This is a genomic window from Mogibacterium neglectum (genome assembly GCF_030644205.1).
Taxonomy (GTDB): domain Bacteria; phylum Bacillota; class Clostridia; order Peptostreptococcales; family Anaerovoracaceae; genus Mogibacterium; species Mogibacterium neglectum.
On sequence record NZ_CP128647.1, the window covers coordinates 439,225 to 458,669 of the forward strand.

15 protein-coding genes and 1 pseudogene are annotated in these 19,445 nt (G+C 40.7%); 9 read left to right on the plus strand and 7 right to left on the minus strand.

Annotated features, from left to right (window positions below):
• Positions 1–150 precede the first annotated feature (150 nt).
• The 4 genes from hrcA to dnaJ all read left to right on the plus strand — a co-directional run bounded on the left by hrcA (position 151) and on the right by dnaJ (position 4,964).
• Positions 151–1,200: a heat-inducible transcriptional repressor HrcA gene (hrcA, locus tag QU661_RS02000; RefSeq protein ID WP_304990094.1), complete on the plus strand. Its 1,050-nt coding sequence runs from the start codon at positions 151–153 to the stop codon at positions 1,198–1,200.
• On the plus strand, positions 1,193–1,819 hold the full coding sequence (gene grpE, locus QU661_RS02005; RefSeq protein WP_304990095.1) for a nucleotide exchange factor GrpE: 627 nt from the start codon (positions 1,193–1,195) through the stop codon (positions 1,817–1,819). The genes hrcA and grpE overlap by 8 nt, the downstream gene beginning before the upstream one ends.
• Before the next feature lie 73 nt (positions 1,820–1,892).
• Entirely contained in the window at positions 1,893–3,746 is a 1,854-nt protein-coding gene (dnaK, locus tag QU661_RS02010) for a molecular chaperone DnaK (protein WP_304990096.1), read from the plus strand.
• 84 nt (positions 3,747–3,830) lie between these two features.
• Positions 3,831–4,964 (plus strand): molecular chaperone DnaJ, encoded by a 1,134-nt coding sequence (gene dnaJ / locus QU661_RS02015; protein ID WP_304990097.1) that lies wholly within the window; start codon positions 3,831–3,833, stop codon positions 4,962–4,964.
• Positions 4,965–5,156: 192 nt separating this feature from the next.
• On the opposite strand, the gene QU661_RS02020 is transcribed toward dnaJ, so the two are convergent.
• The 6 genes from QU661_RS02020 to dinB form a co-directional block, all read right to left on the minus strand.
• On the minus strand, positions 5,157–6,563 hold the full coding sequence (locus QU661_RS02020; protein ID WP_304990099.1) for an acetate--CoA ligase family protein: 1,407 nt from the start codon (positions 6,561–6,563) through the stop codon (positions 5,157–5,159).
• Position 6,564: 1 nt separating this feature from the next.
• On the minus strand, positions 6,565–7,737 hold the full coding sequence (locus tag QU661_RS02025) for a hypothetical protein (protein WP_330692467.1): 1,173 nt from the start codon (positions 7,735–7,737) through the stop codon (positions 6,565–6,567).
• A gap of 296 nt (positions 7,738–8,033) precedes the next feature.
• Entirely contained in the window at positions 8,034–8,312 is a 279-nt protein-coding gene (locus QU661_RS02030; RefSeq protein ID WP_304990101.1) for a thioredoxin family protein, read from the minus strand.
• 41 nt (positions 8,313–8,353) lie between these two features.
• Positions 8,354–9,103, minus strand: a complete 750-nt coding sequence (locus QU661_RS02035; protein ID WP_304990102.1) for an exodeoxyribonuclease III — start codon at positions 9,101–9,103, stop codon at positions 8,354–8,356.
• 78 nt (positions 9,104–9,181) lie between these two features.
• Positions 9,182–10,354, minus strand: coding sequence for a glycoside hydrolase family 25 protein (locus tag QU661_RS02040; RefSeq protein ID WP_304990103.1), 1,173 nt, complete (start codon positions 10,352–10,354; stop codon positions 9,182–9,184).
• Between the two features lies 1 nt (position 10,355).
• Positions 10,356–11,582 carry a DNA polymerase IV gene (dinB, locus tag QU661_RS02045; RefSeq protein WP_304990104.1) on the minus strand — a complete coding sequence of 409 codons (1,227 nt, stop codon included), beginning with the start codon at positions 11,580–11,582 and terminating at the stop codon, positions 10,356–10,358.
• A gap of 150 nt (positions 11,583–11,732) precedes the next feature.
• Between dinB and QU661_RS02050 the strand changes: the two are divergent.
• The 3 genes and pseudogenes from QU661_RS02050 to QU661_RS08310 all read left to right on the plus strand — a co-directional run.
• Positions 11,733–12,548, plus strand: a pseudogene (locus QU661_RS02050) (recombinase family protein); the annotation flags it as partial.
• 201 nt (positions 12,549–12,749) lie between these two features.
• Complete coding sequence (locus tag QU661_RS02055; protein ID WP_304990105.1) at positions 12,750–13,253, plus strand: peptide deformylase; 504 nt, start codon at positions 12,750–12,752, stop codon at positions 13,251–13,253.
• Between the two features lie 95 nt (positions 13,254–13,348).
• Positions 13,349–13,585: a transposon-encoded TnpW family protein gene (locus tag QU661_RS08310; RefSeq protein ID WP_330692468.1), complete on the plus strand. Its 237-nt coding sequence runs from the start codon at positions 13,349–13,351 to the stop codon at positions 13,583–13,585.
• 64 nt (positions 13,586–13,649) lie between these two features.
• Here QU661_RS08310 and QU661_RS02065 read toward each other — a convergent pair whose 3' ends face one another.
• Positions 13,650–15,017 (minus strand): NCS2 family permease, encoded by a 1,368-nt coding sequence (locus QU661_RS02065; RefSeq protein ID WP_304990106.1) that lies wholly within the window; start codon positions 15,015–15,017, stop codon positions 13,650–13,652.
• Between the two features lie 326 nt (positions 15,018–15,343).
• Here QU661_RS02065 and galE point away from each other — a divergent pair, with 326 nt between their 5' ends.
• Both galE and QU661_RS02075 read left to right on the plus strand, forming a co-directional pair.
• The gene (gene galE / locus QU661_RS02070) at positions 15,344–16,387 is read left to right on the plus strand and encodes a UDP-glucose 4-epimerase GalE (protein ID WP_304990107.1); all 1,044 of its coding nucleotides are present in this window, start codon (positions 15,344–15,346) and stop codon (positions 16,385–16,387) included.
• A gap of 180 nt (positions 16,388–16,567) precedes the next feature.
• Entirely contained in the window at positions 16,568–19,402 is a 2,835-nt protein-coding gene (locus tag QU661_RS02075) for a hypothetical protein (protein WP_304990108.1), read from the plus strand.
• The last annotated feature ends 43 nt before the right edge of the window (positions 19,403–19,445 follow it).

The following is a 19,445-nucleotide window of genomic DNA, read 5'->3' on the forward strand; positions in this document are numbered from 1 at the left end:
AACATACGCTGATGTGTATTTCACGAAAAAAACATATAGTATTCAATTTTATGTGTTGACACATTGAGACTGTGATAGTAGACTATGTGTAGTGATTAGCACTCCGTATTAATGAGTGCTAACAAAATCTTGAGGACAGGAGGGAGAGCAATGGATATAAGTAAGAGAAAGCTTCAGATCCTCCAAGCAATTATTACTGATTACGTTAAAAGTGCGGAGCCTGTCGGTTCGCGGTCACTTGCTAAGAAGTATGGATTAGGCGTCAGCCCAGCGACGATTAGAAATGAGATGGCTGATTTAGAAGAGCTTGGATACTTAACTCATCCTCATACTTCGGCAGGTCGTGTACCTTCTGATAAAGCTTATAGACTTTATGTAAATAGTCTAATGAGTAAGCACGATCTTTCACTAGAGGAAAAAGAGATTATTAACGAGAGAATGCAGGTTAGTGTGGCTGAGTTTAATCAGACTCTTCAGCAGGCTGCGGAGCTTTTATCGGATATTACAAAGCTTGCATCCTTTGCGATGACACCATCAGCAAACTGTGACACGCTAAAGTTCATAAGGCTGCTTCCGGTAGATGAAGCCACAATCGTGTTGATGATAGTTTCGGATACAGGTAATGTTAACAATACTACGCTTAAAGTGGATGTTGCTTATACGCCTGAGGCTCTAGAAGTTTTGAGCAAGTCGATGACATATAACTATAAGGGAAATACGATAGATGAGGCCCTTAAGAAATCGATTATCGCAGATTTCAATTCTGACCTCGAAGCGATGAGTCCGTTGGCAAGTAAGATTATGCCTAATTTCATGAAGACACTTGAGGACATGCTCAATGTCAATCTCTACATGGAAGGCTTGACTAATATATTCAATATTCCTGAGTACAGCAGCATTGATAAGGCGAAAGCTTTTATCGAGCTAGTTAGCAAGAAGGATGAATTTGCTAAGGATATGCTTCAGCGTGACGATGGAATAATCGTAACTATAGGAGATGAAAATAGCGATTCTTCGATGAAAGATTGTTCTCTAGTAACAGCGACATATCACGTAGATGGTAAATTGATAGGAAAGATTGGTGTAATCGGACCGACACGCATGAACTACAGTGAGGTTACTTCAATTATGGAGTACTTAACTGAGAACCTCAGTAAATCGTTCTTACTAAGTGAAGGAAAGGAAATTAAGGATGACTGAAGAGAAAAAGATTAATATCAATCAAGCTGAAGATCAGACAAAGGTGACAGAAGAGATTAAGGCTGAAACATCAGAATCAATAGATGACAATATAGAAAATGAAAAAGCACCGCAAAAAGAGGAGCAGCCTAAATCCTCCGAAAACGCCAAAGGAAATGGTGAGGAGACTGCTGCCGAAGATGATAGCAAGAAAGCGGAAGCTGAAGAGAACGGTGATACAAAATACATCAGATTGATGGCAGAGTTTCAGAATTACAAGAAGAGAGTGGCAAAGGAAAAGTCTGACATCCATGCGTATGCAAATGAGAAGATTGTAACTGAACTACTCGAGGTTCTAGATAATTTCGAAAGAGCACTCGCAAGCGATGCTTCGGCAGACGTAGAAGGATATGCAAAGGGAATGAAACTGATCTTTGATCAATTGCTTGGAGTGTTAACTAAGTCTGGGCTTTTGGAAGTTGAAGCTTTGGGTGAAGATTTCGATCCTAACATGCATAACGCAGTTATGACAGCGGATAGTGAGGAGTACGGTAGCAACAAGGTTTGCAGTGTGCTTCAGAAGGGATATACCCTTAATGGAAAGGTCATTAGACCGTCGATGGTTACCGTCGCAAAGTAGTAGTGCGATAGCATGAAAGACGTGTACATAAATTTAGTAAATTAAGATTTCTTATATGAAAGGAAGTAAAAAAATGAGCAAGATAATTGGAATTGATTTAGGAACAACAAATAGTTGTGTAGCCGTTCTAGAGGGCGGAGAACCAGTGGTAATCGCAAATGCAGAGGGTTCAAGAACTACTCCATCTGTAGTTGCATTCACTAAAAATGGTGAGAGACTAGTAGGAGAGACTGCTAAGAGACAAGCTATAACTAATCCAGATAGAACTATCGCTTCTATCAAGAGACATATGGGTGAGAGCTATACTGTAGAGATTGATGGCAAGAGCTACACTCCACAGGATATTTCAGCTATGATATTAGGAAAGCTCAAGTCTGATGCTGAAGCTTACCTCGGAGAAAAGGTTTCAGAGGCTGTAATCACAGTTCCTGCATACTTCTCCGATGCACAGAAACAGGCTACAAAGGATGCTGGTAAGATTGCAGGACTCGATGTAAAGAGAATTATCAATGAACCAACCGCTGCATCGCTAGCATATGGACTAGACAAGGCGGACGGATCACAGAAGATTCTCGTATACGATTTAGGTGGTGGTACATTCGATGTATCAGTGCTTGAACTAGGAGACGGAGTATTTGAAGTACTAGCTACAAACGGAGATACACATCTCGGTGGAGATGACTTCGATAACGCAGTTCTCGACTTCTTAGCTGATTCCTTCATGGCAGAGCACGGAATTGATCTTAGAAAAGATAACATGGCTCTACAGAGACTTAAGGAAGCTGCAGAAAAGGCTAAGAAAGAGTTATCAAGTGCTCAGACAACTAAGATTAATCTGCCATTCATCACAGTTTCTGAAGCTGGCCCGCTCCACATGGATATGGATCTTACAAGAGCTAGATTTGACCAACTTACAAGCGATCTAGTAGATAGAAGTATTGAGCCAATGAAGAAGGCTATGGCAGATGCTGGAGTAACTAACTCTGATATCGCTAAAGTAATCCTCGTTGGTGGTTCGACTCGTATTCCGGCAGTTCAGGCTGCAGTTCAGAAAGTGACGGGTAAAGAGCCATTTAAGGGAATCAACCCTGATGAGTGCGTTGCAGTAGGTGCTTCAATCCAGGCTGGTGTACTTACAGGTGAGGTAAATGATGTTCTTCTGCTCGACGTTACTCCACTGTCACTTTCTATCGAGACACTCGGTGGTGTAGCAACTAAGCTAATCGAGAGAAACACAACTATTCCAACTAAGAAGAGCCAGATTTTCTCGACAGCAGCAGATAATCAGACTGCAGTAGATGTTCACGTAATGCAGGGAGAAAGAGAGATGGCTGCCGACAATATCACGCTAGGAAGATTCCAGCTAACGGGCATTGCTCCAGCTCCTCGTGGAATACCACAGATTGAGGTTACATTTGATATAGATGCTAATGGTATCGTAAATGTAAGCGCTAAAGACCTCGGAACTGGTAAAGAGCAGCAGATTACAATTACGTCTTCAACTAAGCTTTCTGAGGATGAGATAAATGCTAAGATCAAGGAAGCTGAACAGTATGCTGAAGAGGATAAGAAGAAGAAGGAAGAAGTAGAGGTTAAAAACCAGGCTGAAGGAATTCTCTTCGAAACTGAAAAGCAGATGAATGAGCTAGGAGACAAGGTTGCAGCAGATGAGAAGTCTAAGGTTGATGCTGCAAGGGAAGACCTTAAGAAGGCAGTAGAGGCTAATGACATTGAGGATATTAAGGCTAAGATTGAAGCTCTTACGCAGGCTTTCTATCCAATTTCATCAAGAATCTATCAGGAAGCTCAGCAGGCGCAGGCAGGAACTACAGAAGCTGGTGAGCAGTCACAGGACGGAGCACAGAGTGCAGGTCCAAGTGGTAACACTGTAGATGCTGATTATGAAGTTGTAGACGAAGACAAATAAGTCTAAATACAGCAGGTGATTACTGCCGGCACTTAGTGCCGGCAGTTCACTGATTTAATAAATTTATCGTTGGAAGGAAATAATATGGCAGAAAAGAGAGATTATTATGAGGTGCTAGGCATCCAGAAAGGCGCTTCCGAAGACGAAATCAAGAAAGCTTATCGCAAGATGGCGATTAAGTATCATCCTGATAAGAATCCAGGAGATAAGAAAGCTGAAGAAAAATTCAAGGAAGCCAATGAAGCATACGCTGTATTGTCGGATCCTGATAAAAAGAATAAGTATGACAGATTTGGACACGCAGGAGTAGATCCGAATGCAGGCTTTGGCGATGGAGCGGGCTTTGGAGGAGGCTTCGGTGGCTTTGAAGATATATTCGATATGTTTGGAGGCGGTTTCGGTGGTTTCGGCGGACGCGGTGCAAAGAGAAATGGCCCACGTAAGGGTAATGACCTACAGAAGTCGATTACGATTGAATTTACAGAAGCTATATTTGGTTGTAGAAAAGAGATTAGGCTAACCAAAGAAGTTAAATGTAAAACTTGTAGCGGTGAAGGGACAGCCCCTGGAACGCATAAGCATACCTGTGAGAAGTGTGGCGGAACTGGTCAGGTTTCCCGTGTATCACAGACTCCTTTTGGCACTTTCCAAAATGTAACAACTTGTGATGCATGTGGTGGAACCGGTCAAGTAATAGAAAAGCCTTGCCCTGATTGTCACGGCAAAGGCACGGTTAGAAAAACCGTTACGCTTAAGATTGATATTCCGGCTGGAGTTGATAGCGACAGTATCATACCAATTCGTGGAGAGGGTGAACCTGGTGTAAATGGAGGTTCGTCCGGCGACCTTTATATCGTCTTAAACGTAAAGCCGCACAAGATTTACAAGAGACGTGGTGATGACCTATACCTGACAATGCCTATTTCATACGATCAGGCAGTTCTCGGTGACAAGGTCAAGGTACCGGGTTTCAACGAGACTTATTCTTATACCCTTGCGCCAGGAACACAAACGGGTTCTAACTTCAGGCTTAAGGGTAAGGGTGTTAAAAACCCTAGAACCGGCAGATATGGTGACCTTTATGTAAAGGTAAATATCGAGGTTCCTACTAAGCTTAATGCGAAGGAGAAAAAGGCGATTAAGGACATGGCCGAGACATTCTCAGAGAATTCGTATCCACGCAAAAAGGAGTTTAGCAAACTAAAGTTTGATAAATAAAGTAAATATAAAGATAAACAAAAAATAGTAAGAAAAATAATAAATAAGCATTCAAAAATATAACACAAAATACATGGGGTTGCCGCACAAAAATTGCAGCAACCCCATGTTAGTTAGTAATTATAATCCTGTTCAGATATTTTTTCTACGAATGACTTCAATTATTTTTTTATTAAGTAATAACTGTTACGTTTATCCTTTGTTGATTTTTCCATATTGATACAGAGCAACCATCGCATTAACAGCCTGTTCTGCGGTTGCATACGCAGGGATGCCATGATCCCTTAGTTTAAGGATGGCTTCCTGGCACTCGTTTCCGCCCTGGCATTCCATAATGAACGGTTTACCGAGGTGACGATAGGTATCATGTATGCGGATAACCAAATCAGTAACTGCATCCACATCAGTCACGGCAGTAGGGCAAATCGAACCGATAATGCCGTGTACGTTAGGGTCACGCATAGCCTGTGTAAAGGCTCCTTTGTACTGAATTGGTGAGGCTGTTCCTGAAATATCAACAGGGTTCAATGGAGAACCGAACATAGGCATATAAGCACGAATTCTGTCAGATAGACTTGGTGAAATCTCGTTCAGCTCATGCATAGGCATGCCTCTACGTTCGAAGTGGTCGCAACTCAATAACCCAGATCCTCCTCCGTTTGTAATCATTACGATATTATCTCCTTTTGCAGGTGGTTGCATACCAAGTGCCATAGATATATCGAGGAATTCTTCCCATGTTGTTGCACGAATCGCTCCCGCTTTCTTGAAAACTTCGTCATAGAACGCATCCGATGTTCCTGCATTTTCAGAAGCAGTATGTGCAAATGCAGCTTTCTCACCAATCTTTGAACCACCAACCTTTATGGTGACAATTGGTTTATTTACATTTTGACAAGCTTCTATGAAAGCATCAGGACTGTCTAGCCCCTCAATATACACAGCAAGGCACTTTGTATCCTTGTCTCTACCCGCATATGCGATGAACTCGCAGAAATCCACATCGGCTTTATTGCCGAGTCCGACGAAGAAACTCATGCCGTAGTGATCCTTCTGTGAAGACCCTAAAGCAGCAAGTAAGTTAGCACCGGACTGTGAAATCATCGCAACTGGTCCCTTGATAGGTAAGTATGGGATAAATCCACAATTGAAGTCAAGATATGGGCTTCCCATTCCAACTAAATTTGGACCGATAAGAGGTAATTTGTTGTCACGGCAATATTGAGTCAGATCATCTTGTAGGGCACCACGACCAATTTCCTTGAATGCACTGGTAGCGATGACTACAATTTTAACCTTTTTGGCAACACAATCCTCTAATACGGACTTAACAATATGCGCCGGAACAGCAAGGAATGCCAAATCAACTTCTTTAGGAATGTCTTTAACTGTGGGATACGCCTTAAGTCCATTTACTTTGTCAGCACGTGGATTAACAGGATAAATTTCTCCCTTGTAACCCCACAGCTTGAGACCGTCTACAACTTTGTAGCCTACCTTTGTCGAATAGCGACTGGCGCCAACAACGGCGATAGACTTAGGATTTAATGCATACTGAAGATTATCTATCACATAATCGCGAGGATGTTTTACAATCATCTTATTTCACCTCCTCATGATCCGTTGAAAATCGGCACTTCGGTGCTCCGGTTTCCATACGGTTTTGGAGAAAGTCGTCCGTCATAACGCACTCCTCCCAATAGCCATTTTCATCATCAAGTCGTGCTACCCAACGTCTGAATTGGCGTTTGGAGTTAGCGACCTTAACTTCTTCAATTTCTGCATATTTTTCGAGCCTGTTGCGAATTTCATCAACATCATTTAACTCTGTGAAGACACTTAATAGGCAGTCATAGAAAGAATCGCCAAACTGGAAGATATCAACAAATTCAGACTGTCCGGTAAACTCTTCAATTAGTTCTGCTTTTCTATAGCTAGGAACATTCTGGAACATGCGAACGAGATACATATGCATTGAAAGTCCGATACCACGATAGTTTAAATATATCATCGGAAGCATAAACTTACGATCATCTACACAGGTTATAATGTCCTTTCTCATCTGTTCTCCATCAAGACCTGAAAGCTCTTCCAACCTCTTGAAGTTGAACATGTCTGCAACGGACTCGGTAGAATTCAGGGCATCAATGATTGCAAGATCTGTCTTGTCAATCTTCTGCTGAATCTTTAGGAACTTTTTCCTTTGTTCTTCTCCAAACACGAACTTTCTAAACTGGTCTGCCGGCACATCCCACTGGTTTACCATGGACTCACGCACATCTGCACGAATAGGGCAGAGGTGCACATACTCGACTTCTGGACGATCTCTCCACGGAGCTAAAACATCTGCAAGCAGATTATCAATTACACGCATGTGGTTTCCGTTGAAGAAATCAAAATCCCCTTCAGTCATGTAGCCAGTGCATATATCATCTTTGTTTTGATACCATTTTGCGAACTCGTCCTTCGTTGCTGAATCAGTTCCGTTTTTCAACTTAACAACCCAATAGTAGAGTCCCCAACCATAAACACTGACATTCGGATTCATGACGAACATAATCAAGTGTTCATCATACATCCTCTTTAGACGTTTTTTAATGTCGTCCTTTTTGCCTCCGGTCTTCTTGGCAATGTAGTCAAGGTTCCAAACGTCAGGATATACCTGATAGAATGACTTAACTACGTTGTAGGCAGCAACCTCTGTTGCATCCAGACCAAAGGTTCCCGGCTCCAGAAAGCCGTAGCCGCGTGGTGGAAAGCAATTTTTATGCATCCACGCTTGCTGTTGGTCAGTGCCAAGCATGTACTTCTTCTCACTCATTGATACTAACCTCCTAATCTTTTACAACTAATCAGTTACAACATACAACAAGATGAAGTAAATAATATCACCTTGTGTTATTATTCTATCACAATGTATAGTGAAATAGAACCTTACCGGCATTAAAATTTGTTCTTTTTATTTAAAATAATATAAATAATTTGAATATTGAAACAAAACTTTGAAATAGGCTCTATAGGCAGAGGAATCAGTGTTTAGATTTAGAGTGTGTGAGGCTTTGGAATCAACTACTGAAGTGCTTCATCAAGCACATCTTTGATGTGCCTCTTACACTCCTCGTAACTCTCGAAGAGGTGTGCCTCGTATTTTTTCTCATCATCTATAAACATCGAAGGTGTCGCATAGTAATCATAGTTTGCAATAATTTCAGGATGTTCGTTTTCTTCAATCCATTCAATTTCTACCTTGCCATATTCCGGATTCTCCTCAATGAGGTCGGCAAGAGCTTTCTTTCCCTGCACACAGTATGGGCAGCCTGCATATTCAAATGCTAAAATCTTTTTCATATTTTTCCCTTTCTATTTACATATAGTGATAAATGTTTATATTATTCAAGCACCAATGAAACTGGACAGTGGTCGCTGCCGTATACATCGGCGAGAATTGCAGCTTCTTTGATTTTAGACTCTAAGCGGTTTGATACTAAGAAGTAGTCAATACGCCAACCAGCGTTGTTTGCTCTCGCATTGAAGCGATATGACCACCATGAGTATACGCCTGTGGTTTCAGGTTGAAGAAATCTAAATGTATCTGTAAAACCAGCAGCTAGCAGCTCCGTCATTTTACCGCGCTCCTCATCTGAAAAGCCAGCATTACCGCGGTTGCTTTTCGGATTCTTAAGGTCTATTTCCTGGTGTGCTACGTTGAGATCGCCGCAGTATACAACAGGCTTAACCTTATCTAGCTTAGACATATAAGCTCTAAGATCATCCTCGTATTCCATTCTGTAGTCGATTCGCTTCAGTTCGTTCTGAGCGTTAGGAACATAAGCGCATATCAGGTAAAAATCATCGTATTCAAGCGTAATTACACGACCTTCTTCGTTATGCTTGCCTTCGATTCCATATACTACGCTGAGCGGTTCTTTCTTTGCAAAAATCGCTGTTCCCGAGTAACCTTTTTTCTCCGCGTAGCTGTAATATTCGTGATACCCTTCTGGGTGGAAGTCTGCTTGGCCTTCCTGCATCTTGGTCTCTTGTAAGCAGAAGAAGTCAGCATCGAGCTCAGTAAATATGTCTTCAAAGCCTTTCTTGAGCACTGCTCTAAAACCATTTACATTCCATGATATAAATTTCATTTCGTGAATTTCCTTTTGTTGAATTTTATTTTAAGTATATCTAAAGATTCTATAGTCGCATAATTTGCCAACACAGTATCATAATAGCTTCTTAACCTTGAAGCTAGTCATGACAGAATCCCTGTATTTTCCTATCCCCGTAACTATAGCATATCCTGTACCGGGAGATGTGTTCTTAATATATGCAACTTTGTAATCTTTTCCTTCACTTAACTCTTTGCCATGGTCATATACCACGATTCCAGGCTTAACTGCGAATCCGAGATATCTGGAGCTATGGCTCTTAAGTTGCACATTACATTTTTCAATCGACCTCTTGCCGTTCGCGTTAAAACGTAGCGAATGATATGTCTCTTTAGGGTTCAAATACATGAAATTCAGATCGACATTTTTGTTAATGCCCGGCACAGTCGCTTTGTCAGTGCTCTGCCACATCATGTAATTTCCTTTGTAAGTCGCTATCGTATTGTACTGTGCTAGCCAGATATTTGTACTCTTAGAAAGCTCGAAACCGCTTGCGTAGTGCATGAGGAAGTCGTAATTACCGTATATCATCGTCTCGTAGCCGCGTGTCCAGCCTCGCTTTGCAAATGCTAAAGCATTTCTATTTATCACCGCTGTTCCGAGTGAACCTGAACTTATCGCATTTGCAAGTCTACCGCCGTTATATAGTTCGTAATCCATGACTATCGGGAGATCTATGCGGTATTTATCTGCTAAATCAGCTAGATAGTCAGCCTCGGCAGCAGCTTCTTTAGTGGTGGTCGCCTGTGAATATAAATATACCCCGACCATGAGTCCTGCATCAGATGCACCTTTGATATTCTGTTCGAATTTTGCATCTTTGTGGAGATTACCCTTTGACGCATCTCTAAAACCAGCCCTAATATATACGAAGTCGACACCAGATTTCTTGACCTTATGCCAATCAATGTTATCCCCCTGTGCGTATGAAACGTCGATTCCAGTTGATATTACGTATCCCTTAAACCTCGCGTCATGTGTAAAATTACCGTATTCGAAAGGGGTGCTACGCATAGAATGGAGGATAATCACAATCAAAATCGCCAAGAGCCCGACAACAGAAAATGCTACCTTGAACTTGTTCTTCTTTATCTTGCGTATAGTTTTGCGTTTAAATGATGAACATTTGCGTTTCCACCATTTTTTTATTCTGACGCGTAGACCGTCCGATTTTCTCCTCGGTTTACTTCGTGTCCGTTGCGGCGAACTGCTTCGTCCCTGTCTCATTCTAATCCTCGTCGATTCCGATGTCGTTGCCGATTACATGTGCGAACTTTATCGATGACTTACCAAATTTACCTCTAATATCGTCCATAGCCTTAGCTATATTTTCGTCTTTTGCATTCTGATTATTTTCATTAGTAGAAGCGCCCATGCTAAATATAGTGATCTGACCTCCGTCAGGTGAGTCGGTAAGGTCAATGGCTGTTACCGTGAGAAGCCTTATTGGTTTGTTTGTATAATTAAGCTCCTTAATTAATTCAAAAGCAATATTCCTAAATGCAGCCGGACTATTAATAGGACTAGGAACGCGTTTCTGTCTCGACAGTCGTTTGAATTCTGGTGTAGTTAGTTCTATCTTGACACCGCGTGCCCATTTCTCGTGGTGTCTGAGCCTAGTACTCACTTTGTCAGATAACTCTGTCATGGCAAGACCGACATCGTCGGCACCTCTTAAATTACGGCGAAAAGTCATTCCGTGTCCGACTGATTTTATATCTTCGCGGTTGTCGTACGCGCGCACCGGATCATCATCCAGGCCATTTGCATACTTGTAAAGGCTCACTCCGTGAACACCAAAGGCGTTGGAAAGAAGCATCTGATCAGCATGCGCTAAATCACTTATCGTATGAATTCCAAAATTATTGAGTTTAGTAGTCGTAGATCTACCGACAAAGAACATTTCAGAGACAGGCATAGGCCATATGAGTTCTCGGAAATTGTCTCTTGAGATGACGGTAGTTGCATCCGGTTTCTTGTAGTCACTTCCCATCTTGGCAAAAATCTTATTAAAAGACACGCCGACAGATAAGGTGAGTCCGAGTTCGCTGCGTACGCGTTCTCTGATACTATCAGCGATAAATTTTGCATCTCCTAGCAGCATTTCACTAGCTGTCACATCGAGCCACGATTCATCAACACTGAATGGTTCGACAAGGTTCGTGTACTCAAGGTATATAGAGTTAAGCATATTGCTGTATTCGCGATACTTGTCATGATGAGGTGGTATGGTTATAAGCTCAGGACACTTACGTCTGGCTGCTTGTAATGTCTCTGCCGTTACAACTCCAAACCTCTTTGCTAGTTCGTTCTTAGCCAAGATAATTCCATGTCTGCTATCTGGGTCACCGGCGACTGCAACTGGCTTATCTTTAATGTCAGGGCGTGACAGCAGTTCAACAGAAGCGTAGAAGCTGTTCATATCGCAATGTAGTATTCGTCTGTCTGAATTCATGCTACAATCCTTTCGTAAGTTTATTTCTTATACTATTATAGACGATTTGATGGAGTAATAGAATTAAGAAGAACACTTCATCACTATTTAAGTGAAATATGTTTTGCTTAATTCTTTTTTATTGAAAAATTTGAGTGAAAGGAGGTAATCGTGAGGAACTACGAGAAAATAACCGCCTTGTATGAAAGGTTAAGTCGAGATGATGAACTACAAGGCGAGAGCAACTCGATCGTCAATCAGAAGAAAATTTTGGAAGAATACGCAAAGAAAAATCATTTGGAGAAAATCGTTCATTTTACCGATGATGGAATCAGCGGAACACAGTTTGACAGACCGGGATTTATGGCAATGATGAACGGAGGCAATCAAGGAAATATCGGTTGTATCATCGTAAAGAATATGAGTAGACTTGGCAGAGATTATCTCAAAGTCGGTCAATGTATGGAAATTCTAAGACAAAAAGGGATAAGGCTCATTGCTATCAATGACAATGTAGACAGCTTTTACAAAGACGATGATTTTACTCCATTTCGAAACATTATGAACGAGTGGTATGCAAGGGATACCTCAAGGAAAATCAAGTCCACATTCAAAGCGAAGGGAGAAAGCGGAAAGCACACAGGAAGCAGTCCACCCTATGGATATATCAAAGACAAGGACGATAAAAATCAGTGGATTATTGACGAAAAAGCGGCAGAAGTTGTCCGAAGAATATTCCATCTGACAATGGACGGAAAAGGATCCTATGCCATAGCAAGGATATTAGAAGCCGACAAGATAGATATACCTGCCTATCATCAACAAAAATTGGGATATGGACTACATCAAAGCAAAGTGTTTGAATATCTGTATAGTTGATGTAATTCCACGATTGCAAGTATCTTAAAAAAACAAGAATACTTAGGGCATACGGTCAACTTCAAAACAAGAAAGCATTTCAAAGACAAGAAGCACTCTATTTTGTCTCCAAATATGATTTAGGTATCAAGATAAGCTGAGGAAAGAAAAAGAGCCTTAAAATGCTTACCACCGTTTTGTAGTGAGTTAAATAAAAATATGGTTACAAGAATGATTATTCAGCTTGATGGAATGGAAAAATATGAGAAAAGTGATATAATAGGATAAATAGGAAATTGACAAATTTGAAGTTGCGAAGGAGAAGTTTTTATGGAAAGAGAAATACTTTTACTGGGAAATCCGCAACTTTATGAAATATCGGAAGATGTAAAGAAAGAAGAACTTGAAGATCTGCGTCCAGTCTTTGAAGATATGTTTGACTGTATAAAAGGGATACGCCGTGACTATGGGTTTGGACGTGCAATCGCTGCCCCGCAGATAGGTATCAAAAAGCGCCTTATTTGCATTCTTACAGACAAACCATATGTGATCATCAATCCAACATTGGAGTTTATAGGGGATGAGATGATGGAACTGATGGATGACTGTATGTCATTCCCGAAGCTGCTGGTACGAGTGCACCGTTATCGCCATTGCATTCTGCGCTATACAGATGAAAACTGGGAGAAGCAGGAGATGCGGATGGACGATGATATGTCTGAACTCATACAACATGAATATGACCATCTGGACGGAATACTGGCAACAATGCGTGCAATTGACAACAAGTCTTTTGTTATGAAGAAATATGCAAATCCCAGTTTGTCGAAGTAAAAAATCAAATATGATATTACCAAGAGGAAGTAAAAGCAAATTGCCGATACTTCCTTTTTTGTTGTAAAAATCCAAAAAAACGGAAAGGAGAATTTATGGAAGAATTGAAAAATAAAGATAAAAACGGCATTAGCACAAAGAGAAATATTGGAAAGACCACCTATGAGGTTGTTGTCCATTTCAATGAAAATGCGAAAGAAACAATGCAAGATAAGTTGACAAGAATAATGTTGAGGGAGCTTAGGAGAAAATCGGACGAAAAAAAGATGATTTTGATTAAAAAGTCCTTGACAAGTAGCAACAGGTGCGTGCGAACAGTGTTTTTAAGATAATAAAGACGAGCTCTATAGAGCCCGCCTGATATCATTATTTAACACACTACGATACTGTTTTTATTTAGTGGAAGCCAACTCCTGCGATCAGAGTACCAATTCTAAGTGCGAAGAGGGCGAAAGAAATCCACATAACTGGGGAAATTTCCTTTGCCTTTCCACCGATAACCTTAAGCAGTACCCATGAAATCATACCGAACATGATTCCATTAGCGATGGAATATGTGAAAGGCATGAATGTGATAGCGCAGAATGCAGCTGCAGTATCAGCGATGTCTGAGTTGAAGTCGATGTCCTTAATTGATGATACCATCAATAGTCCAACGTACATAAGTGCTGGAGTTGTAGCAAATCCTGGAATTGCTAGAAATACAGGTGAGAAGAATAGTGCGATTGCGAACATTACAGCAGATGTTACAGCTGTAAGACCAGTTCTACCACCAGCAGCTACACCGGCACTTGACTCAACGTATGAAGTAACTGTTGAAGTTCCTACAAAAGCTCCAAATATTGTACCGAACGCGTCAGCAAGAAGAGCTCCTCTTGCGTGAGGTAGATTTCCGTTCTCATCGAGGAGATTCCCTTTGGAAGCAACACCGATAAGAGTTCCTACAGTATCAAATAGGTCAACAAATAGGAATGAGAATGTGATAACTAGGAAGTTAATCAGATTCTGAGAGATCCATGTGAAGTCGAACTGTCCGAAGTATGGAGCAGTAGGAATGCTGAATATCTTTGCAGGTACTAGTGAAAATGCACCAGCAGCAGGGTCAACATGATACCAACCAGCCTTTTCAGCGATGATTCCGAGAATCCATGTTATGAGGATACCCCATAGAACTGCACCAGGAACGTTCTTGCGAACCATTGCGCAGATGCAAAGGAAACCGATCATAGCGAGTACGAACTGTGGTGATCCAACCTGACCAAGCTCAACAAGAGTTGCGCCGCTACCGATTACGATACCCGCACTCTTTAGTCCAACTAGAACGATGAATAGACCGATACCGGCTGTGATTCCGTACTTTAGGTTAGCAGGAACCTCGTTTACTAGCTTTTCACGGAAGCTTGTGAGCGAAAGAAGAACGAATACGATACCTTCTACAAGAACTGCAGCGAGTGCAATCTTCCAAGGGTCGTTGATTCCAGCCTTTGCCATTGGGATGCAAACAGAGAAAGCAAAGTATGCATTGAGTCCCATTCCAGATGCAAGAGCAACAGGGTAGTTAGCGAAGAATGCCATGAATAGGGTGGCTACAATTGCAGAAATCGCAGTAGCTGTGAATACGGCCGCACCATCCATACCTGCTGCAGATAGGATGTTAGGGTTTACTGCCAGAATATATACCATCGATAGGAACGTGGTAATTCCGGCAATAATTTCAGTACTTGTGGTAGTACCGTGTTCTTTAAGTTTAAAAAACTTTTCCATAAAGATAACTCCTTCTAGTGATAATTAAATATCTTGTAGTTGATTGAACAGCACATAAGTCGGTCTGTTCATGATAAAATAATTATATGGGGCAAAAAGTCTAACTTCAAGAAATGTTCACACAAAATAGTGCTGTGAAATGAAAAAATCGTCGGAAAATCGTAGTTTTTCCGAACAATGCACATACAAGTTAGAATTATCGTTCAATTTCAAGGAAGGTGATCAAGCGGGCTATGTATTTAATTTAGCCATATAATAGACCTTAATATTGAAAAAGCCTATAATGTAAACTCGAAAGATGTTTCGTCGGCATTGGGGAAAGTGAGATGTCAGAGATTAATAATATAAATGATAAAAAGAAAGTCCTGCTTACTGGTGGAGCTGGTTATATAGGAAGCCATGTTGCGGTGGAGCTGCTTGAATCAGGATTCGATATCGTAATAGCTGATGATTTTAGCAATTCTAGTGAAGAGTCACTCATGGGGATTCGGAAAATTACGGGAAGAGACTTTCCTTTCTATAACATAGATATTTGTGACAAATTATCACTTTATGATCTCTTTGAAAGGGAACAGATAGATGTTGTTATTCATCTAGCCGGATACAAGGCAGTAGATGAGGCGATTAAATCACCGCTCAAATACTATCAAAATAATATTGTAGCTACTATCACACTGCTCGAAGTTATGGATGCACATGAAGTACGTAAAATCATACTCAGTTCATCCGCAAATGTGTACGGAGAATCGAATGTTATACCGGTCACCGAGGAATGCGAGACTGGAAGATGTGTGAATCCTTATGGAAGAACTAAGTGGGTGCAAGAGGAGATGTTGAAGGATGTATTTACAGCCGATAATAGATGGAATGTAGTACTACTTAGATACTTTAATCCAGCGGGTGCACATGAGAGTGGACTTATAGGTGAGAGATATAGCAAGTCGCCAAGCAATATTGTTCCGTCGCTCGCTCTTGCGGCAAATGGAGATATTCCATATTTTAAGGTGCTCGGCGCAAACTATAACACTTTGGACGGAACTGGAGTTAGAGATTATATACATATATCAGATTTGTCTAGCGGTCATGTTGCGGCTATCGAGAAGTTATTTGGAAAACCTGAGGTATCCATATACAATCTAGGAACTGGTCATGGATATAGTGTGTTTGAGATGCTTGGAACCTTTGAAAAGATATCTGGACGAGAAATTACCTATAAGATTGAGATGGCTAGAAAAGGCGATATAGCCGAGCTGTACGCTTGCTGTAATAAAATAAGTGAAGAGCTCGGATGGTCAGCTAAACTTGGTTTAGAAGATATATGCGAATCAGCTTGGAAGTGGCATAAAAATTATATTAATTCAAATGAATAATTGTGGGGTCGATGTATATAAATAAAAATATATATCGACTTTTTTAACATGCAATATTGGGTAGACTTTATAATTGTTTAGTTATAAAATTAATTAAGTATATTATATATATGTTTAAGAACAGTAGTAGACATTGGTAGCGTGTTAATGATTTTTTATAGAAGGAGAGTGACAATTAAAATGAAAACACAGAAATTTACCAAAAAATTTCACGCACTTGTTATTGCTTTTGTGATGCTTGTAACTCAGCTTGTAGCGGTACTTCCAGCTTCTGCTGCAAACAGCATATTGCCTGTTGCACAGTACGTTACCCAGACAGGTAGCACAACTGGAGGAGCGGATGGCAACAGTGCGACGTATAACGGTACAGTAAAGCTAAAGATACCGATGTCGAAGGTGCTAGAGCCTAATGAGTCAGAGATGGCAAATGCAGCGGCAAATGGTCTATACCCACACGGAAGAGAGGGAAAGAATAAGATTGCCTATATCGAGTACAATGTTACATTTCCAGAGGATGTGAACATTGGAAATATCTCTGTAGCCAACTCGGTATCATATATTAATGGCAATAAGATTATCAAGACAGTTAACGGTAGAACTGTTAACTTTAAGCTGTATCTGAACGATGTAAACTGGCAGAGTATTTATAACGCTTATCTTGCTGACAAGGCTAATCCAGATGCGCATACAGTAGATATCACAATCCCTTATAGCGTAACAGCTAACGACAAGGCGGCAGCTGCAAGGATGGAAGGTGAAAAGATTGTGGGTAAGGGCGATTTCTCGTTTTACCCATCTGGATTTGGTGCAGCGTTCGGTTTTGGTCTTCAGACATTTAATACCGATGTAGCAAATGTTGGATTTACCAGCAACCTGGTACAGCATTTTCCCCAGGATTTGACAACTACTGGAAATCTTGAGGGTGACATCTTGGTAGGAAATGAGACTGAGCACAATGCTGTTTATGAGGCTCAAAAGAACGATACAATCGATTTCACAGGCAGCCTCAATGTAAAGCCTATCAAGGATGAGCTCTCTAGATTGGAGAAGCAGTTTAGTGATGCGGTTAATGCTGGAATTAAGGTTGAGAATATTGACACGACATTTAATACATCGATTGAGCTTCCAGCAGGTATGAAATTTAAGGATGCCAATCCAACAGTTAAACTAGTTGGAGCAAATGATAAGTTTGAAATTACAAATTCATCACTCAATGGTAATAAAGTAGATGTTACTATTAAGCTCAAGAATGCGAACGATATTAGGAATTACAATGACCTAAAGAAAGCTATATATGCGGTTGATGACAATCTTAAGGTTGTTGTCAAGGGTGCACAATTTACTGCAGAGGCAACTCCAGATACAAACTATACGGTAGTAGGTAAAGTCGGCGGAAACTTTAGGGCGAAGGCTACTAACACAGTTAGTAACAAAGTTATAAATTTTAACTATGTATGGAATGGAAAACAGAGTGCAGCAGGTGCAGATGCGATTAACACAACTGACCTTAGCAAAATTTCTTTTACCCTTAAGTATAAGAATCCCGAACCGATAGATGTAACTGATGAACGAGACCTCGAAGGTGATATACTTATCGGTAATGAAACAGAGCACAATCAAATATATGAGACAGGAAGAACTGATATACATGAAATTACAGGTTTACTCAAAGTAAAGCCTATAAAGGATCAGATGACTCAGATTGAGAAGCATTACAACAACCCTGCTGCTAACCAGATTAGCCTTGATGCAGTAGATACAACATTTACAGCTAGCCTTGAGCTTCCAAACGAGATGACTTTTGGAACAGATACACCAAACGCAACTCTTGAAGGTGCCAATAATGTGTTTAAAATTACAAAGGTTACTCGTACAGGTAACAAGGTTGTAGTTACTATAAAACTCATAAAGACTTATACAAATTACAAAGACTTTGCAAGAGATATTAGATCCGTAAGTGATGACCTAAAGGTAAAAGTTGGTGGCGTTAAATTTACAAACGATGCAGTTGTTAATAAGAACTACACGATGAAAGGTGAAGTTGGCGGCCTGTTTAAAGCAAAGGCAACACATATAACTACCGGCAAAGTTGTTAATTTTAACCTAAAGTGGAATGGTAAGCAGAGTGCAGATGGAGCCGACGCAATAGCACCAACAGATTTGAGCAAGATTACATTCACGATGAAGTACAAGGCTCCAGATCCTATCAACTCTAATTATGTTGGAGATCTCGAGGGAGATATCCTGATTGGTAATGAGACGGAACACACACAAGTATATGCTTCTCATAAGAATGCAAAGCATGAATTCACAGGACTTCTCGTAGTAAAGCCTATCAAGGATACCTTAACGCAACTTGAGAACAAGTTTGGAGTTAATGCTGTAAGCCAGATTAAACTCAATGATGTGGATACTACATTTACAGCAACACTAGAGCTCCCAGCTGGAATGAAATGGAGTCCTAATTCATCAAATGCAACGCTTGAAGGCTCAAATGGTATCTTTAAGATAACTGACTCAGTTATTGTTGGCAATAAGATAACTGTTAGAATGAAACTGATTAAGACGTACGACAACTATCGTGACCTAGCTAACGATATCAGATCAGTCGAGGATAATCTCAAAGTTAAAGTTCCGGGAGTTGTATTTACAGATGATTCAAATGCAAATACTAACTATACTGTAAAAGGTAAGGTTGGCGGAGTGTTCAGCGCTAAAGCAACACATGTGACGACTGGTCAGGTTGTGAATTTCAACTATAAGTGGAATGGTAAGCAGAGTGCAGATGGAGCCGACGCAATCGCACCAACAGATCTCAGCAAGATTACATTTACTTTAAAATATGCTCCAGAGACAACTCCTGTGACACCAATAAAGCCAAAGAAACCAGATAAACTTAATAAAGTTGTTAAGACTAGCGATGCTACAGATATTATGTTCTACATGCTAATCATGTGTGGTGCAGTAGCAGGTGTTGCTGGAGCGACTGGGTTTAGGAAAAGAGAAGAAAGATAAGTATTATTAATGAGTCAGCGACAAAACGCCGAGAAATCGGCGT